The organism is Pseudescherichia sp. L3 (assembly GCF_024656065.1).
GTDB lineage: Bacteria > Pseudomonadota > Gammaproteobacteria > Enterobacterales > Enterobacteriaceae > Pseudescherichia.
Genome location: NZ_JANKYC010000001.1, coordinates 2113014 through 2129626 on the forward strand (window position 1 = coordinate 2113014; position 16613 = coordinate 2129626).

At 60.4% G+C, this 16613-nt stretch carries 15 protein-coding genes; 5 read left to right on the forward strand and 10 right to left on the reverse strand.

Annotated elements, in window-relative coordinates:
- Positions 1-219 precede the first annotated feature (219 nt).
- Positions 220-1569 (reverse strand): glycerol-3-phosphate transporter, encoded by a 1350-nt coding sequence (glpT, locus tag NR795_RS10285; RefSeq protein ID WP_144817007.1) that lies wholly within the window; start codon positions 1567-1569, stop codon positions 220-222.
- Between the two features lie 254 nt (positions 1570-1823).
- Between glpT and glpA the strand changes: the two genes are divergently transcribed.
- The 3 genes from glpA to glpC are packed head-to-tail and all read left to right on the forward strand — an operon-like array spanning position 1824 to position 5882.
- Entirely contained in the window at positions 1824-3449 is a 1626-nt protein-coding gene (gene glpA, locus NR795_RS10290; RefSeq protein ID WP_257758156.1) for an anaerobic glycerol-3-phosphate dehydrogenase subunit A, read from the forward strand.
- Entirely contained in the window at positions 3439-4692 is a 1254-nt protein-coding gene (glpB, locus tag NR795_RS10295) for a glycerol-3-phosphate dehydrogenase subunit GlpB (protein WP_257758157.1), read from the forward strand. The genes glpA and glpB overlap by 11 nt, the downstream gene beginning before the upstream one ends.
- Positions 4689-5882, forward strand: coding sequence for an anaerobic glycerol-3-phosphate dehydrogenase subunit GlpC (glpC, locus tag NR795_RS10300; protein WP_257758158.1), 1194 nt, complete (start codon positions 4689-4691; stop codon positions 5880-5882). The genes glpB and glpC overlap by 4 nt, the downstream gene beginning before the upstream one ends.
- Before the next feature lie 12 nt (positions 5883-5894).
- Here the strand turns inward: glpC and NR795_RS10305 are convergent, their stop codons facing one another.
- The 9 genes from NR795_RS10305 to NR795_RS10345 all read right to left on the reverse strand — a co-directional run bounded on the left by NR795_RS10305 (position 5895) and on the right by NR795_RS10345 (position 14469).
- A complete protein-coding gene (locus NR795_RS10305) occupies positions 5895-7094 on the reverse strand; it encodes a nicotinamide mononucleotide deamidase-related protein YfaY (RefSeq protein ID WP_257758159.1) in 1200 nt (399 codons plus the stop codon).
- A gap of 113 nt (positions 7095-7207) precedes the next feature.
- Entirely contained in the window at positions 7208-7750 is a 543-nt protein-coding gene (locus NR795_RS10310; protein WP_144816996.1) for a YfaZ family outer membrane protein, read from the reverse strand.
- Positions 7751-7865: 115 nt separating this feature from the next.
- Positions 7866-9236, reverse strand: coding sequence for an o-succinylbenzoate--CoA ligase (gene menE / locus NR795_RS10315; protein WP_257758160.1), 1371 nt, complete (start codon positions 9234-9236; stop codon positions 7866-7868).
- A complete protein-coding gene (menC, locus tag NR795_RS10320; RefSeq protein WP_257758161.1) occupies positions 9233-10195 on the reverse strand; it encodes an o-succinylbenzoate synthase in 963 nt (320 codons plus the stop codon). Before menC ends, menE begins: the two co-directional genes overlap by 4 nt.
- On the reverse strand, positions 10195-11052 hold the full coding sequence (gene menB / locus NR795_RS10325; RefSeq protein ID WP_144816989.1) for a 1,4-dihydroxy-2-naphthoyl-CoA synthase: 858 nt from the start codon (positions 11050-11052) through the stop codon (positions 10195-10197). The genes menC and menB overlap by 1 nt, the downstream gene beginning before the upstream one ends.
- A 13-nt stretch (positions 11053-11065) precedes the next feature.
- Positions 11066-11824: a 2-succinyl-6-hydroxy-2,4-cyclohexadiene-1-carboxylate synthase gene (gene menH, locus NR795_RS10330; RefSeq protein WP_257758162.1), complete on the reverse strand. Its 759-nt coding sequence runs from the start codon at positions 11822-11824 to the stop codon at positions 11066-11068.
- The gene (gene menD, locus NR795_RS10335) at positions 11821-13491 is read right to left on the reverse strand and encodes a 2-succinyl-5-enolpyruvyl-6-hydroxy-3-cyclohexene-1-carboxylic-acid synthase (RefSeq protein WP_257758163.1); all 1671 of its coding nucleotides are present in this window, start codon (positions 13489-13491) and stop codon (positions 11821-11823) included. Before menD ends, menH begins: the two co-directional genes overlap by 4 nt.
- 148 nt (positions 13492-13639) lie before the next feature.
- Positions 13640-13942 (reverse strand): stress response protein ElaB, encoded by a 303-nt coding sequence (elaB, locus tag NR795_RS10340; protein ID WP_042389595.1) that lies wholly within the window; start codon positions 13940-13942, stop codon positions 13640-13642.
- Between the two features lie 53 nt (positions 13943-13995).
- The gene (locus NR795_RS10345) at positions 13996-14469 is read right to left on the reverse strand and encodes a GNAT family N-acetyltransferase (protein WP_257758164.1); all 474 of its coding nucleotides are present in this window, start codon (positions 14467-14469) and stop codon (positions 13996-13998) included.
- 60 nt (positions 14470-14529) lie between these two features.
- Here NR795_RS10345 and rnz point away from each other — a divergent pair, with 60 nt between their 5' ends.
- Together rnz and NR795_RS10355 are read left to right on the forward strand one after the other, a co-directional pair.
- Positions 14530-15447 carry a ribonuclease Z gene (gene rnz / locus NR795_RS10350; protein ID WP_257758165.1) on the forward strand — a complete coding sequence of 306 codons (918 nt, stop codon included), beginning with the start codon at positions 14530-14532 and terminating at the stop codon, positions 15445-15447.
- Positions 15448-15522: 75 nt separating this feature from the next.
- Entirely contained in the window at positions 15523-16527 is a 1005-nt protein-coding gene (locus tag NR795_RS10355; RefSeq protein ID WP_144816977.1) for a chemotaxis protein, read from the forward strand.
- Positions 16528-16613: the final 86 nt, after the last annotated feature.

Consider the following 16613-nt stretch of genomic DNA (forward strand, 5'->3'; position numbering starts at 1 on the left):
AGCCGGGCGGGAGGTGAGCGCAGTGCGTAGCACCGGTTTCCCCGCGGGGCCGCGGGGATCGATAAGGGGGCCGCGGTGGCCCCCTTATCCCGTTCACGTGTGACACTCGTTATATGTTCTTCCCTACATGAGGTGAGCGGAACACATACGCAAAAGCCACATATTTATTTATAAACAATGCATTACATGATAATCATTATGATCTCTGTTTAGTACTTATTAACGACGCGCCAGCATCTCCGCATGGTGCCGTTTTTCACCGAACATCACCACAATCAGCAGCAATACTGCCAGCACGCTTCCGCCGATCATCACCATAAAGCCACCATCCCAGCCGAAGAAGTCAACCGTATAACCTACGATGGCGCTCGCCGCTACCGAACCGCCCAGGTAACCAAACAGGCCGGTAAAGCCAGCCGCTGTGCCTGCCGCTTTTTTCGGGGCCAGCTCCAGGGCATGCAGACCAATCAGCATCACCGGGCCATAGATAAGGAAGCCGATAACAATCATGCAGGCCATATCCACGCCTGGGTTGCCCGCTGGGTTAAGCCAGTACACCACGGTCGCAATAGTTACCAGCGTCATAAAGAACACGCCCGTTGCACCACGGTTACCTTTGAACACCTTATCCGACATCCAGCCACACAGCAGGGTGCCGGGGATCCCCGCATATTCATAGAGGAAGTAGGCCCAGGAGGATTTATCCAGCGCAAAATGCTTCACCTCACGCAGGTAGGTCGGCGACCAGTCGAGGATGCCGTAACGCAGCAGATAGACAAAGACGTTGGCTATCGCGATGTACCACAGCAGCTTGTTAGGCAGGACATACTTCATGAAGATCTGTTTAGCGGTCAGCTCCTCTTCGTGCTGTTCGCTGTAGTCATCAGGATAGTCGTTTTTGTACTCTTCAATAGGCGGCAGCCCCTGAGACTGCGGCGTATCACGCATCAGCGCAAAGGCAATGATTGCCACCACAATCGCACCGAACGCCGGCATATAGAGCGCGGCTTTCCAGTCGTTGAACCAGGCCATCCCTAGCAGGAACAGCAGAGGCGGGATACCGCCGCCCACGTTATGCGCGCAGTTCCACACCGAGACAATGCCGCCACGCTCTTTCTGCGACCACCAGTGAACCATAGTACGTCCGCACGGCGGCCATCCCATTCCCTGGAACCAACCGCAGAGGAAAAGCAGGACAAACATCACGGCAATGCTCGACGTCGCCCAGGGCACGAAGCCCATAAACAGCATCACCGCCGCCGCCAGAATCAGACCGGCAGGGAGGAAAACGCGTGGATTAGAGCGATCCGATACTGAGCCCATAATGAACTTGGAGAAACCGTAGGCAATGGAGATGCCCGACAGCGCGAATCCGAGATCGCCGCGTGAGAACCCCTGCTCCACCAGATAGGGCATGGCGAGGGCGAAGTTTTTACGCACCAGATAGTACGCCGCGTAGCCAAAGAAGATGCCGATAAAGATTTGCCAGCGCAAACGGCGGTAGAGGGGATCAATTTCTGCTTTTCCCAGGCGCGCCTGATGTGGCGCTGGTTTAAAGATACTGAGCATGTAGCCTCCGTGGCCAACGATTAAATTTGTAGGGTTTAAGTGTCTCACCACTCCAGCGAGGCGGCGATGTTAAGGAATATCGGTCATTGTTACTGTGAATTCACGCACAGATTGTTACAGAAATATGACAGGATGCGCAAAAAAGCGCATTAACCCACAAATTAGCTTTCGAATCACGCTCGTTAGTGCTCGAAATCAAACAAAAATCTGATTCTTCATGGCTAAATGATAAAAAACGAACATGAGGGCAGAGAATGAGTGTTCACGATCCTCACTATAGCGATGTGATTGTCATTGGCGGCGGCGCGACCGGGGCGGGCATAGCACGCGACTGTGCTCTGCGCGGGCTAAACGTTGTGCTGGTCGAGCGCCATGACATTGCTACCGGCGCCACCGGGCGCAATCACGGCCTGCTGCACAGCGGCGCACGCTATGCGGTTACCGATAATGAATCCGCCCGCGAGTGCATTGCCGAAAACCAGATCCTCAAACGCATCGCCCGCCACTGTGTAGAACCCACCGACGGGCTGTTCATTACCCTTCCCGAAGACGATCTCGCGTTTCAGCACACCTTTATTACCGCCTGCATCTCGGCGGGTATTGATGCCGAAGCCATCGATCCTCTTCTCGCTCGTCGGCTGGAGCCTGCCGTCAACCCGGCACTGATTGGCGCGGTTAAGGTCCCGGACGGCACCGTCGATCCCTTTCGACTCACGGCGGCTAATATGCTGGATGCCCAGGAGCATGGGGCGCGTATCTTGACGGGCCATGAGGTCACCGGCCTGATTCGTCAGGGAGATCGCGTGTGCGGCGTGCGGCTCTTTAATACGCACTATCGTGAGCACAGCGAACGGTATGCCAGCGTCGTGGTTAACGCGGCGGGTATCTGGGGGCAGCGCATTGCCGACTATGCCGATCTCGCTATTCGGATGTTCCCGGCTAAAGGATCGCTGCTGATCCTCGATCATCGCATTAATCACCATGTGATCAACCGCTGCCGTAAACCTGCCGACGCCGACATTCTGGTGCCCGGTGATACCATTTCGTTAATTGGCACCACCTCAACCCGCATTGACTATAGCGAGATCGACGCCAACCGGGTCACGCCTGAAGAGGTCGATATTCTGCTGCGCGAGGGTGAGAAACTGGCTCCCATAATGGGCAGAACGCGCATCTTGCGCGCCTATGCCGGGGTGCGCCCGCTGGTGGCAAGCGATGATGATCCGACCGGGCGCAGCGTCAGCCGCGGCATTGTGCTGCTCGACCATGCCCAACGCGACGGGCTGGAGGGGTTTATCACCATTACCGGCGGGAAGCTGATGACCTATCGCCTGATGGCCGAGTGGGCGACCGACGCCGTGTGCCGCAAGCTTAACCATAGCGCCCCCTGCACCACCGCCCGCGATCCGCTGCCTGGCTCACGGGAGCCGATCGACGCGACACGGAAGACTCTCTCACTCCCCGCTCCGCTGCGCGGCTCGGCCCTCTATCGCCACGGCGATCGCGTTTCCGCCTGGCCTGAGGAGACGCGCCACAGCCGCAGCCTGGTGTGCGAGTGCGAGGCCGTCACCGCCGGGGAGGTGCAGTATGCAGTTGAACATCTTAACGTGCGCTCTCTGCTCGATCTGCGCCGCCGAACCCGCATCGGAATGGGGACCTGCCAGGGTGAGCTGTGCGCCTGCCGTGCCGCGGGGCTGCTCAACCGTCTCAGCGTTACCAATGAGATGCAGACCCTGAGCCAGCTGTCGCAGTTTCTTAACGAGCGCTGGAAAGGCATCCATCCCGTGGCCTGGGGTGATGCGCTGCGGGAGAGCGAATTTACCCGCTGGGTCTACATGGGACTATGCGGGCTGGAAAAGGAGGAGCCAGATGAACTTTGATACGGTAATTATCGGCGGCGGGCTGGCAGGCTTACTGTGCGGCATAACGCTCACGGCACACGGCCAGCGCGTTGCTATCGTCAGTCGGGGAAGGAGCGCGCTCAGCTTCTCCTCTGGCTCGTTGGATCTGCTCTCCCACCTGCCCAACGGCGAGGCAGTAACGGATCTCCATACCGGCCTGGCGAGGCTGGCGGATCTGGCCCCGATGCACCCCTATGCTCTGCTGGGGCCTGAGCGGGTGATCGAGTATGCGCGGGAAGCCCAGCGCCTGCTGGCCAACAGTGGCCTGGTGATGCAGGGCCACATAGAAAAGCCCCATTTTCGCGTAACGCCGCTGGGCAGAGTGCGCCCCGCGTGGCTTAGTCCGCAGGAGGTACCGGTTGCGCCATCGCCGGGCGTGCATGTTGGCATCATCGGTATTGAAGGCTTCCTCGACTTTCAGCCAGCACTTGCCGCTGCCGGGCTGCGCAGGCTGGGCGTTACCGCCACTGCCCACGAAATGAGCCTCCCTGCCCTCGACATTCTGCGTGACAACCCGAGCGAGTTCCGTGCCGTCACTATCGCCCGGGTGCTCGACGATGAGGCGCAGTTTGCCCCGCTCTGCGACGCGCTGCACGCTTTAAGCCAGGAGCATGATGTGCTCTGGCTGCCTGCCTGCTTTGGCCTGACGGATAACCGCGTCTGGACTCGCCTGAATGAAGCATTACCCGGCAAGGTGCAGCTTCTGCCTACGCTTCCGCCGTCGGTATTCGGCATGCGGATGCAGACGCTGCTCCAGCGGCAGTTTATTAAAAACGGCGGCATCTGGCTGCCGGGCGATGAGGTGCTGAACACCACCGTTAGCGCGGGTCGGGTCAACGCATTGTGGACGCGCAGGCATGAGGATATTCCTCTGCGTCCACGTCATGTGGTGCTGGCCAGCGGCAGCTTCTTCAGCAACGGCTTGATTGCTGAACGCCAAGGCATTCGCGAGGCGGTGCTGGGGTTAGAGGTCCAGCAGCCTGAGAGAGGCAACTGGACTCGCGACGATCTGTTTGCTGCCCAACCGTGGCAGCATACTGGCGTACGTACCGACAATACGCTGCGCGGCTGGCAAAACGGCGAACGGCTTGAAAATCTCTACGTTGCCGGTTCGGTGCTGGGCGGTTTCGATGCCATTACCCAGGGATGCGGCGGCGGTGTCTGCGCCGTAACAGCATTACACACGGCGCGGCAGATCTGCGCCAGGGAGGATCTGCAATGAGCATGACGCAATTTGAGAGCTGTATAAAGTGCACTGTCTGCACCACCGCCTGTCCGGTAAGCCAGGTGAACCCGGCCTACAGCGGCCCCAAACAGGCTGGCCCAGACGGGGAGCGCCTGCGGCTAAAGGATCCGGCCCTGTTTGATGAGTCGCTAAGCTACTGTACTAACTGCAAACGCTGTGAAACCGCCTGCCCTTCCGGGGTCAACATTGGCGATATTATTCAGCGCGCCCGCGCGCAGTATGCCCAACCTAAAAACGGGCTGCGCAATACCCTGCTCAGCCACACCGATCTGCTCGGCACGCTCTCTTCCCCGATTGCACCGCTGGTGAATGCCACCACGGGACTCAAACCGGTGCGCCAGCTGCTCGACAAGGTACTTCATATTGATCACCGCCGGACGCTGCCCAAATATGCCCGGGGCACCTTTCGCCAGTGGTATCGCCGGCAGGCCAAGTGTCAGGCGGCCTACCCTGAGCAGGTGGCCTTTTTTCACGGCTGCTATGTGAACTACAACCACCCCCAGTTAGGGAAAGATGTCGTGAAGGTGGCTAACGCGCTGGGGATCGGCGTGCAATTGCTGGATAGGGAGCGATGCTGCGGCGTCCCGCTGATGGCAAACGGCTTCTATGATAAAGCTAAAAAGCAGGCGAGGGTGAACCTGCGCGCCCTGGAGCAGGCCATTGTCGATAACGGTCTGACAACGATAGCGACCTCATCAACTTGTACCCTCACGCTGCGCGATGAGTATCCGCACCTGCTGGATCTGCCCAACGCCCAACTGCGGTCGCATATCGACCTTGCTACGCGCTGGCTGTGGCGCAGGCTAGACGAGGGACGCACCCTGCCGCTGCGAACGCTACCGTTGACGGTGGCCTACCATACCCCATGCCATATGGAGAAGATGGGCTGGACGCTCTACAGCCTGGAGCTGCTGCGGAAAATCCCGGGGGTGAACGTCATCGTGCTGGATTCTCAGTGCTGCGGCATTGCCGGAACCTACGGTTTTAAAGCCGAGAACTACCCCACCTCGCAGGCAATTGGTGCGCCGCTGTTTCAGCAGATTGAAGCGAGCGGCGCAGACATCGTGGTGACCGACTGCGAAACCTGCAAATGGCAGATAGAGACGTCCACCTCCAAACGCTGTGAACATCCCATTACTCTGCTGGCGCAGGCGCTGGCAGAGTAGCCAAAAGCCAGATTACTCAACAAACAGCGAGTCGACGACGTTGACCCAGCCGTGCTCACTGGCGACATCTTTACCGCTGAGCCAGCGGCGCAGCATGTTCAGGGCCATCATCGCACAGACTTCCTGGCGCAGCGCCACACCGTGGCGTCCGGTAGCAAACTTCACTCGCAGCGCGTGGGCGCCCTGCGGCGTGGCGAGGGCAAAGTTAATATGCTCCTCGTCCAGCCCACCGACGGTCAAGGCCAGCCCGGCCAGATGACGGTTACGTAGCTCGGCTGCCCAGCGCGCGGTCTGCTCCAGCGTGTCGGCCTGGAACGGCAGCACCTCGCTCGCCAGCAGCGGGGCGGAAGCGCGGGAGAGCTGTAGCGCCAGCAGGCCGCTGGTAAACTGCTCGCTAACGGTCAGGCTCAGCTGCTGCTCACGCATCTTCTCCGCCAGCAGCGCCGGTAGCCCCTGGGTACCTTCAAAGATCAGGCTCTCGCCAGCGACGCGTTGCACCTCTGGCCACAGCGCCTCCATGGCTTCACGCTGCTCCGCCGGGCCGGTCAGCTTCAGTTCGATGATCGGCATGGATGAGCGGTAGCCCATCACCACCCCCTCCGGCAGCTGGAGATGATCGAGGCTCTGGGCCAGATCGCTCTCAGAGCGGCCAAAGGTAGTCAGGCGTAAGCAGACTGGCGGTGACGGCAGGCTAAAGCGCTCCCGCAGGCGCGGCAGGATCTCCTGCTGCACCATCACCTTGAACTCAGAGGGGACACCCGGCGTAAAGAACATCAGGCAGCGGTTGAGCTTGATGGCAAAGCCGCAGGCAGTGCCCACCGGATTATCAATCAGCTCCGCGCTGGCCGGGATCTCCGCCTGCTTGCGGTTGCTGGGCGCCATTACACGTCCGCGCTCGGTGAAGAAGCGTTCCATGTGGCTCAGCCACGCCTCATGCAGCACCAGCCCTTCGCCCGCAGCGGTAGCCGCCGCCAGCGCACTGAGATCGTCGCTGGTCGGGCCCAGGCCACCGTTAACAATTAAGATATCAGCGTGCTCGCTACGCTCGCGCAGAATAGCAACCAGATCGTTAAGGCTGTCGCCCACGGTATTGCGGCGCGTCAGCGGCAGCCCTTCGGTGAAAAACAGATCGGCAAGCCATGCAGCGTTAGTATCCACAATCTGGCCGTGCAGGACTTCATCCCCGGTAGACAGCATTTCCACATTTATCATTGGTATCTCCGTACTCTCCCTTACCTGTTGTGGGAGTACTATAACGCATGGAGAAGCAAATAGCGGCAGGATCCAGCAGGAGAAAAGGCGCGACAGACCGCCGCGCCGGAGGATTAGAAGCTGGCGTTCACCCCAACGTAGGGGCCATCGGCCAGCGCATTGTCGCGATTGCCGTCTTTACCCGCCAGGTTCAGGTAACGATAGCCCGCTTCAATACTCAGCGGACGCATGATGGTCCAGCGCGCACCGGCGTTGGCTTCCTGATAGCTGTCGATACCGCTGGAGAGCGAGTCCGGAGAGTAGTAGTACTCGCCAAACAGGCGGAAGCTGTCGCCGATCGGCCACTGCAGGCCGCCGCCTACCGCTGCGGCATAGCCCTCGTCACCATCGTTCGGATTGGTATAGATACCTTTACCGCCAACGGTCGCCAGCAGCGGCCCGAGCGGCAGGTTAAGGCCCAGCCCCAGACCGGCGGCGTCGCCGTCATCATCGCTGTGCGTCCAGTTGCCGCTCAGCGCCAGGCCGCTGGTTTCCGTGCCAAATCCGGCCGCCAGGTTGGTATAGTGCTCCCCTGCCTGACCGCTGAGGCTCAGCGCGCTGGCCGATGCCGATACCAGCATCAGGCTGGCTACTCCCCACAAAATTCTTTTATCCATTGCCCTTTTCCATACAAAAAATGTAATACGCCCAAAACCGGCACAGTGTACAAGCCTTTCAGGCCGGCCGATGGGCGAAAAGTGTTTTACACGGTTTAGCGGCGCAGGGGAAGCGCTATCCGCCGCGCAGGGTCTGCTGAACCCAGTCGATCAGCGACCGGCGGGAGATCTTAATTCCGCCCGGATTGAGGCTCTCGGGCAGGGCCAGCCAATGTATCGGCTGCTGAAAACGGGCCAGCCTGCCCTTGACCCACTCCCCCAGCGAGTCGATAGCAAAACCGCTGTCGCACGCCACCACGGCAACCGGACGTTGGCCAAATTCACGGTCGTCCAGCGGGACCACAAAAGCCTGCTGCACGCGGGGATGGGCCACAATCACCCGCTCCACCTCTTCTGGCTGGATCCCCTCCCCGCCGCTGAAGAAGAGATTATCCATCCGCCCGAGCACGCTTAGCCGTCCGTTGTTCAGCACGCCCCGATCGCGGGTAGCAAACCAGCCTTCATCATTGACCAGCGGGATAAGCTCACCGTGACGCCAGTAGCCTGCGGCCATACTCTCGCCGCGCAGCCACACTTCGCCGTTGACGATCCGTACCTCACGCCCCGGCAGCGGCAGACCGACGTCCGGCTCGCCGTCGGCTTTTTTTGCACACACCGTGGAAGCAAACTCTGTCAGCCCGTAGCCGCACCAGGTACGGATCCCCCGTTCACTGGCACGGGTGGTCAGCTCAACAGGAATGGCCGCCCCTCCCAGTAATACCGCCTTCAGGCTTACGCAGGCATCCTCACTAAGCAGCCGCCAGAGCTGGGTCGGCACCAGCGAGGCGTGAGTACACCCGGCGAGCGCCTGCGCCAGGGGCTGTTTATCGCGAACCGTTAGCCGCCCGCCCGCCAGCAGCCAGCGCCATAAAATACCCTGACCAGAGACGTGAAACAGCGGCAGGGAGAGCAGCCAGTCCTCTTCCGGGCCATAAGGCAGCAGGGAGAGCACGCCATGTGCGCTGGCCAGGTGCGCAGCAGCGGTGTGTACTGCCGCCTTGGGCACGCCGGTTGAACCAGAGGTAAGCGTCATGGAAGTCAGCCGCTGCGGCTGCCAGCAGGCAGCACAATCGCCCTCTGCTTCTCGCATTGCCAGCGTCGGAAGCCCGATGCCGCGCCAGCCGTTATCAACGCTCACTGTATGTTGTAACGAAAGCGGCGGCAGCAGCACCGCCAGCAGCGAATCAGGCAGCTGGGGGTTAATATGCAGCACCCGCGCTCCGCACTGGAGCAGCGCCAGCCAGGCCAGCAGCGTTTGTGGTGAATTGCCGGCGCGGAGCAGCACGCCATCCCCCTGCCGAACGTTTTGCCGGGAAAAGCCTGCCGCCAGGGCATCAATGCGCGCACAGAGCACGCGCCAGCTGAGGGTTTCACTGTTCAAACGCACGGCGGCGTCGTCGCCCCGCTGCTCACGCCAATGACGCCAGGGCCAGTCGGCAAAGGTCATCGCAACGGCTCCAGAGCGGTAATATCAATGCACGGCAGGGTGCTGCCCGGCCAGCGGCGAACCTGCTGCGCCTGCATCAGGCCCAGCGTGTCGAGGCCCGGCAGGGTATGTGGCGTCAGCCAGGCGGCAATCCGCGCCAGCTGGGTCAGACCAAGGCTGGATTCGATAGAGGAGCTGATCACCGCCGTGATACCCAGCGCATGAGCAGCCTGCACCTGCTCACGAACCCTCTCCAGCGCGCCGGTGAGCGTAGGTTTGATCACCACCGCTTTTACGCCCGCTTCGGCGGCCAGGGTAAAATCAGCGTCGCGCAGGCTCTCATCCCATGCGATGGCAATCCCGGTATCACGGGCAAAATCCAGCGAGTCGGCACGGGTTCGGCACGGCTCCTCAAGAAAGGCGATGCGCGAGCGATAGTCAGGATGGACATACTTCGCAAACTGCTGCGCCTTCTGCGGAGTCCAGGCGCGATTGGCGTCCAGCCGCAGCTGGAGATCGGGCACCGCCTCCAGCAGGAGATTGACCACCATGCCGTCACGTACCGCTTCATAGAGGCCCACTTTCACCTTTGCGACTTTCTCGCCGGGCATGGCGGCCAGCTGCAGCATCAGTTCGTCAGGATCGCCGGTGCAGAGCGGCGCGGCGCGATAGTCCGCTGCCTCAGGTAAGGTTCCGGCCAGCTCTGCCTGCGCACAGCTTATGCCAAAAGCCACCGACGGCATCTCCGGGAGTGTTTCTGCACCCTGTAGCCAGCGGTCGACCCAGGCCATTAGCACAGCCTGCGCCTCATCGCATGTTTCATGGCTGAAGCCCGGCAGCGGAGCAATCTCGCCCCACCCTTCCCGGCTGCCGTCATGCAGGCAGAGATAGAGTCCTTCGCGGGTTTTCAGCCGCCGCTCGCGCAGCACAACCCCCGCGTCCATCGGGATCTGCCAGCGGTAAACGTGTGCCCGACGCATTACGGGTTCCGTTTAAATTTACTGAAGTCCGGCTGACGCTTCTCGTTGAAGGCGTTGCGCCCCTCCTGCCCCTCTTCTGTCATGTAGAAGAGCATCGTAGCGTTGCCCGCCAGCTCCTGCAGGCCCGCCTGGCCGTCACAGTCGGCGTTGAGCGCCGCCTTCAGACAGCGCAATGCCATCGGGCTGTTTTGCAGCATCTCGCGACACCAGCGCACGGTCTCTTTTTCCAGCTCGGCAATCGGCACCACGGTGTTGACCAGCCCCATATCCAATGCCTGCTGCGCGTCGTACTGACGGCAAAGGAACCAGATTTCACGCGCTTTTTTCTGTCCGACGATGCGGGCCATATAGGCCGCGCCCCAGCCGCCGTCGAAAGAGCCGACCTTAGGACCAGTCTGGCCGAATACCGCGTTCTCTGCCGCAACGGTCAGATCGCACATCATATGCAGGACGTGGCCGCCGCCAATGGCGTAGCCCGCCACCATCGCCACCACCGGTTTCGGGCAGGTACGGATCTGCCGCTGGAAGTCGAGCACGTTAAGATGATGCACGCCAGAGTCATCCTGATAGCCGCCGTAGTCGCCGCGCACCTTCTGGTCCCCCCCGGCGCAGAAGGCCTTCTCACCTTCGCCGGTGAGGATAATTACCCCAACCGCATCATCGTAGCGGGCATCCGCCAGCGCCTGGAGCATCTCTTTTACCGTCAGGGGACGAAACGCATTGCGCACCTGCGGACGGTTGATGGTGATTTTGGCGATGCCGTCCGTAGATTTTTGGTAGCGAATGTCGCTGTAGCCTTCAGAGCAGTCCTGCCACTCAACCGGCGCGTAAAGCATGGATTCATCGGGATAGATCATCAGAGTTCCTTAATCAGTAGCGCAAAATGTGCGCCAGACAGGCAGCCGTCCCGTTGGGATTCTCCCGGTGGGCATTGTGCCCGGCGTCGTTAATTAACAGGCAAGGTGCCGCAAGCTCTGCACCAAGGGCGCGGAATTTGTGGTCGTGTTCGCCGCACAGGTAGTAAAAGGGAATGTCGCACCGGCGCAGCGCCGGACGAAGATTGGGCTGCCCCGCCAGAGAGGTGGCTTCCAGCATGGCGGCCAGCGCCTCGCCGCTGTTGTCGCATCTTATTGCCACCAGCTCACGCCGCTGTGCAGCGCTCAGCCCGGCAAAGACCGGCTGTCGATACCAGTGGTTAAAAACGTCAGTCAGCGGTTCATGGCGAAAGCGCTGTGCCCAGCGGGCATCGGTGAGCCAGCGCGCCTCCCGTGCGGCGGCGGCGGTAAGCCCGGGATGGCCGCCTTCTACGACCACCCCCTTTAGTCCAACAGGGTTTTGACAACAGGAGTACATAGCGATGCGGCCGCCGAGGGAGTACCCCACCAGCCAATAGTTTAGTATGTTGTAACTAACTAGCGTAGCACGCAGCTGTAAGCAAACCTCATCCAGGTTACGGGCGTAGAGAGCCGATGAACCGCCGTGACCGGGGAGATCGATATAGAGTCGAGGGTGGCGGGAAAAGCGCTCCCCTACTTCCATCCACTCCCGGCTATCGCCGGCGAAACCGTGCAGGAACACCAGCCAGGGCCGCTGCGCCTCGCCGGCTTTCGCCACCGCGTGCAGGATCATAGCTGACTGACCTCGGCAAGGAGCTGCTGTAAGGTTTGCGCCCCCGCCTGCGGATCGACCACCAGCTCGATAAGGGTTGCCTGCGGTGTACGCCAGGCTCCCGTCAGCGCCGCCTCCAGCTCGGCCCAGCTTTCAGGGCGATCGTAAGCCAGGTCGAACATCGCTGCCGCATGGTCAAAGTGGACGTTCTGCGGCATCAAGTAGAACTGCTCCCGCTCGGCCTGCGGAGTCGGCAGCAGGGAGAAGATCTGCCCGCCGTTGTTGTTCACCACAATCAGCACAAAGGGCGCGGAGACCTGGCGCAGCAGCGCCAGCGCGTTGAGATCGTAGAGTGCAGAGAGATCGCCCACCAGCGCCAGGGTCGGCCTCGCGGTAGCCCGCTGTACCCCGGCAGCAGTAGAAAGCAAACCGTCAATGCCGCTGGCACCGCGATTGCTGTACACCGGATAGCCCGCTGGCAGCTGCGCAAGGGCATCCACCAGGCGGACGACCAGGCTGTTGCCCAGAAACAGCTGCCCCTGCTCCGGCAGAAACTCCGCCAGACGGTGTGCCAGCTGCGCTTCGCCAAAGGTTTCACGCCGGGCCGCAGCGGCCTGCCACGCCCGATCCGCCAGGGAGGGGATCGCTGTATACCACGGATGACGCTTCTCGGCCGGATGCAGCGCCAGCCACTCGACTACGCCGGATATCAGCCGCCGCCCGCGATGGTGCGCTGGATCAAGACGTCCTGCAATGTTATCCACCAGCCAATACTCATCCGGTGTGCAGGTTGCCTGCCACTGCAACAGCCGTTTTCCGGTCAGGCTGCTGCCCAACTGGATGACAATCTGCGCCTGAGCCAGCTCGCTCACCGCGCTGGCGTTGCCCAGCCACAGATCGGCACAGGGCAGCGGCTGCCCGGTCTGGGAGAGCACGTCGCTAATCAGGGGCCAGCCCAGCATCTGCGCCCACTCTGCCACCCGCTTGCCCTCGGCGGCGCTCATCCGCCCGGCCACCACAACGCCGCGCTTCTGTCGCCAGAAGAACCAGTCGCGCTGCTTCTCGCTCTCGCGACGAATATCCTCCCGCAGCCAGGGACGATCGCTCTGCCACCAGCTGCCCAATGCGTTCTGCCACTCAAGGCCAGAATCATCCAGCTCGCCGTAGAGCGGCTCGGCAAAGGGACAGTTGATATGTACCGCCCCACCGTGCAGCGATCCCAGCGCGTTATCCAGCGTGGAGACCAGCCAGCGGGCCGGGATCTCCTGGGCAGGACGTGGCAGCGAAACCGTCTGTGCCGGATGCGAGGCAAACATGCCCGGCTGGCGGATCGCCTGATTGGCCCCGCAGTCGATAAGCTCCGGAGGACGATCGGCGGTAAGCAGGATCAGCTTTTCACCGGTCAGCCCGGCCTCAATCAGCGCCGGATAGAGGTTCGCCACCGCCGTTCCGGAGGTGACAATTACCGCGACCGGCTGCTGGCTGGCTTTCGCCAACCCGAGCGCCAGATGTCCCAGCCCGCGCTCGTCGAAATGGGTATGGTGAATAAACGCTTTATTCTGCGCAGCCGCCAGGGTGAGCGGCGTCGAGCGGGAGCCGGGCGCGATGCAAACGTGTCGGATGCCGTGGCGCGCCAGCGTTTCGAGGATAACCTCCGCCCAGCGCCGGTTGAATGAGCTTGCTGACATGAGTTTGTCCGGTATCAAGAATACGGACAAGTATACGGAGATGCAGAGACGGGATTTTTGATGTAAATCGGTAAGGCGTGAAGAAGAGAGAAAAAACAGCGGGCGCTGCCCTTAAGACAGCGCCCGCGTAGGGAGGCACGTCACAACATTAGCGACGCAGCAGCAGCCCTAATACCAGGCCAGCGGCGGCACCGATGCCCACGCCCTGCCATGGTTTTTCACGCACGTAATCGTCCGCACGGTAAGCCACCTGCTTAGCACGCACGTAATACGTGTCAGATGCCTGGCTAACGCGGTCTTTTACATCATGCAGAGCCTGCTCGGCGCGTGCTTTCAGCTCGACATATTTCTGGTCGGCCGGATCGCCGGAGGAGCGTAGCACTTCTTCCAGCGTGTCGCTTAGCAGGTTCAGGTCGTCATCGATACGGGTACTCGTAAATTGGTTAGACATTAGGTTTCTCCATGTTTTGCACCTGTCAGCTAACTATAGACAATGACTTGCGGTTACGCCTGGTCAACGTGAGGGATGATTTCACGTGCCATACCGATATGCGGAATACCATCCTCGTCATAAACCTCGGTCACCGGCACAAAGCCAAAGTGGCGATAGAAGTCCTGGAGATGCGCCTGCGCGCCCAGATATATCGGGCTTTGCGGCCAGTTTTTGCTACAGCTGGCAACGGCCCTTTCCATCAGCTGGTAACCCAGTTTTTCGCCCCGCACCGCGGCGCTAACAATGACGCGACCAATGACCACCGGCGCAAAATCATCCTCGCTTTTCAGAATCCTCGCATACGCCACCAGCTCGTTATCACGCCAGCCAAGCAGGTGTCGGTTTTCACCGATCAGGTCATCACCATCAACGTCGAGATAGACGCATTTCTGCTCAACCACAAAAACTTCGCAGCGTAGCTTCAGCAGCGCGTAGATTTCAGAAACGGTTAATTCAGCGTGGTGCAGGTCTTGCCAACGGATCATGGTGCGCTCCTTTTTATGCGTTGCTCGCTATAATAAGGCTTTTATCGACCCAGAGCGCATATGGAACTGATATTTTTAGGCACCTCAGCAGGCGTCCCCACGCGCACGCGTAACGTCAGCGCGGCGCTGCTGAATCTACGCCACCCAACGCGGCCCGCCCTGTGGCTAATTGACTGCGGCGAGGGCACTCAGCAGCAGATGCAGCGCACCGCCTGGCATCCCGGCAAGTTGGATCGGATTTTTATTACCCATCTGCACGGGGATCATCTCTTTGGCCTGCCGGGCCTGCTGTGCAGCCGTTCGATGGCTGGCAACGTCCAGCCGCTGACTATCTACGGCCCTAAAGGGCTGCGGGAGTTTATTGATACCGCCCTACGCCTGAGCGGCTCCTGGACCGACTATCCGTTGACGGTGGTGGAGATTGAGGAAGGCCCGGTGATGGATGACGGCCTGCGTCACGTCACCGCCGTTGCGCTTAACCATCCGGTTGAGTGCTACGGCTACCGCATCGAGGAGCACGACAAGCCCGGCGCACTCGACGCTGCCGCGCTGATGGCCCAGGGCGTTAAACCCGGCCCGCTCTTTCAGCGTTTGAAAGCCGGAGAAAGCGTTACCCTCGACGATGGCAGGCGCATCGACGGTAAAGATTTTCTCGCCCCTGCTGTGCCAGGCAAAAAGCTGGCTCTGTTTGGCGACACCGCCCCCTGCCCCGGCGCGCTGGCGCTGGCCCGTGGTGCAGACGTGATGGTGCATGAGACAACGCTGGAGGCGGAGATGGAGGAGAAAGCCAATAGCCGGGGTCACAGCTCGACGCGCCAGGCAGCACAGCTGGCACAGGAAGCGGGCGTCGGCAAGCTGGTGATGACGCACATCAGCTCACGCTACGATGACGAGGGCGGTCAGCGACTGCTGGCCGAGTGCCGGGCTATCTTCCCTGACACCTTGCTGGCAGAGGATTTTGCTGTTGTAGAGATTTGATGTAAATCGCGCCTCCACTTTTTCCTCCGCGTGCCGATAACTGTGTAAACGCAGGTACTTCACTCTGAGGGCATAATGGATAGTTTCCAGAAAGATATTGATGACAGGGCTAATCTCACCCTGTCCAACCGCTTCGAGCTGTTACTGTTTCGCCTTGGTACGTCACAACACGAACAGAAATCAGAACTCTATGGCATTAACGTATTTAAGCTGCGTGAAATTGTGCCCATGCCTGCGTTTACTCGCCCTGCCGGGATGAAATCGCCCCTGCTGGGGATGGTGAATATTCGCGACCAGGTGATCCCGGTTATCGATCTCGCTGCCGTGGCAGGCTGCAAACCCAGCACCGGTCTGAATATCCTGCTGATCACCGAGTATGCCCGCAGCGTGCAGGCCTTTGCCGTCGAGTCGGTGGAGAACATTACCCGTCTGGACTGGAAGCAGGTGCACACGGCGGAAAAGGCGATCAACGGCCGCTACATTACCAGTATCGCCTGCCTCGACGACGATAAAGACACCAACAATTTAGCGCTGGTGCTGGACGTTGAGCAGATCCTCTATGACATTGTGCCGTCCGATCATGACGTTCACGCCAACAATGCCGCAGTACAGAAATTCAATATTAAGCCGGGTGCGGTGGCGATAGTTGCCGAGGACTCCAAAGTCGCGCGGGCAATGCTGGAGAAGGGGCTGGAGGCGATGCAGATCCCCAACCAGATGCACGTAACTGGCAAAGACGCGTGGGAGAAAATCCAGCGACTGGCCGAGCAGGCGGAAGCCGAGGGCGTACCGGTGAGCGATAAGATCGCCATGGTGCTCACGGATCTGGAGATGCCGGAGATGGACGGTTTTACCCTGACGCGTAAAATCAAAACCGATCCGCGCCTGAAGCATATTCCCGTGGTGATCCACTCCTCGCTCTCCGGCAGCGCCAACGAAGATCACGTTCGCAAGGTGCAGGCCGACGGCTACGTCGCCAAGTTTGAAGTGACCGAGCTGTCGGCGGTGCTCAAAGAGGTGCTGGATCGTGCGGCAAGCAAGGCTAACGGCCCGCTGATTAGCCACAAGCAGGCGGTGTAATCGATAACGCCTAATGGCGCTGCGCTTATCAGGCCTACCCCAGACGAAAAAAAACCGCCGAATCTTCGGCGGTTTTTATTTTGCTC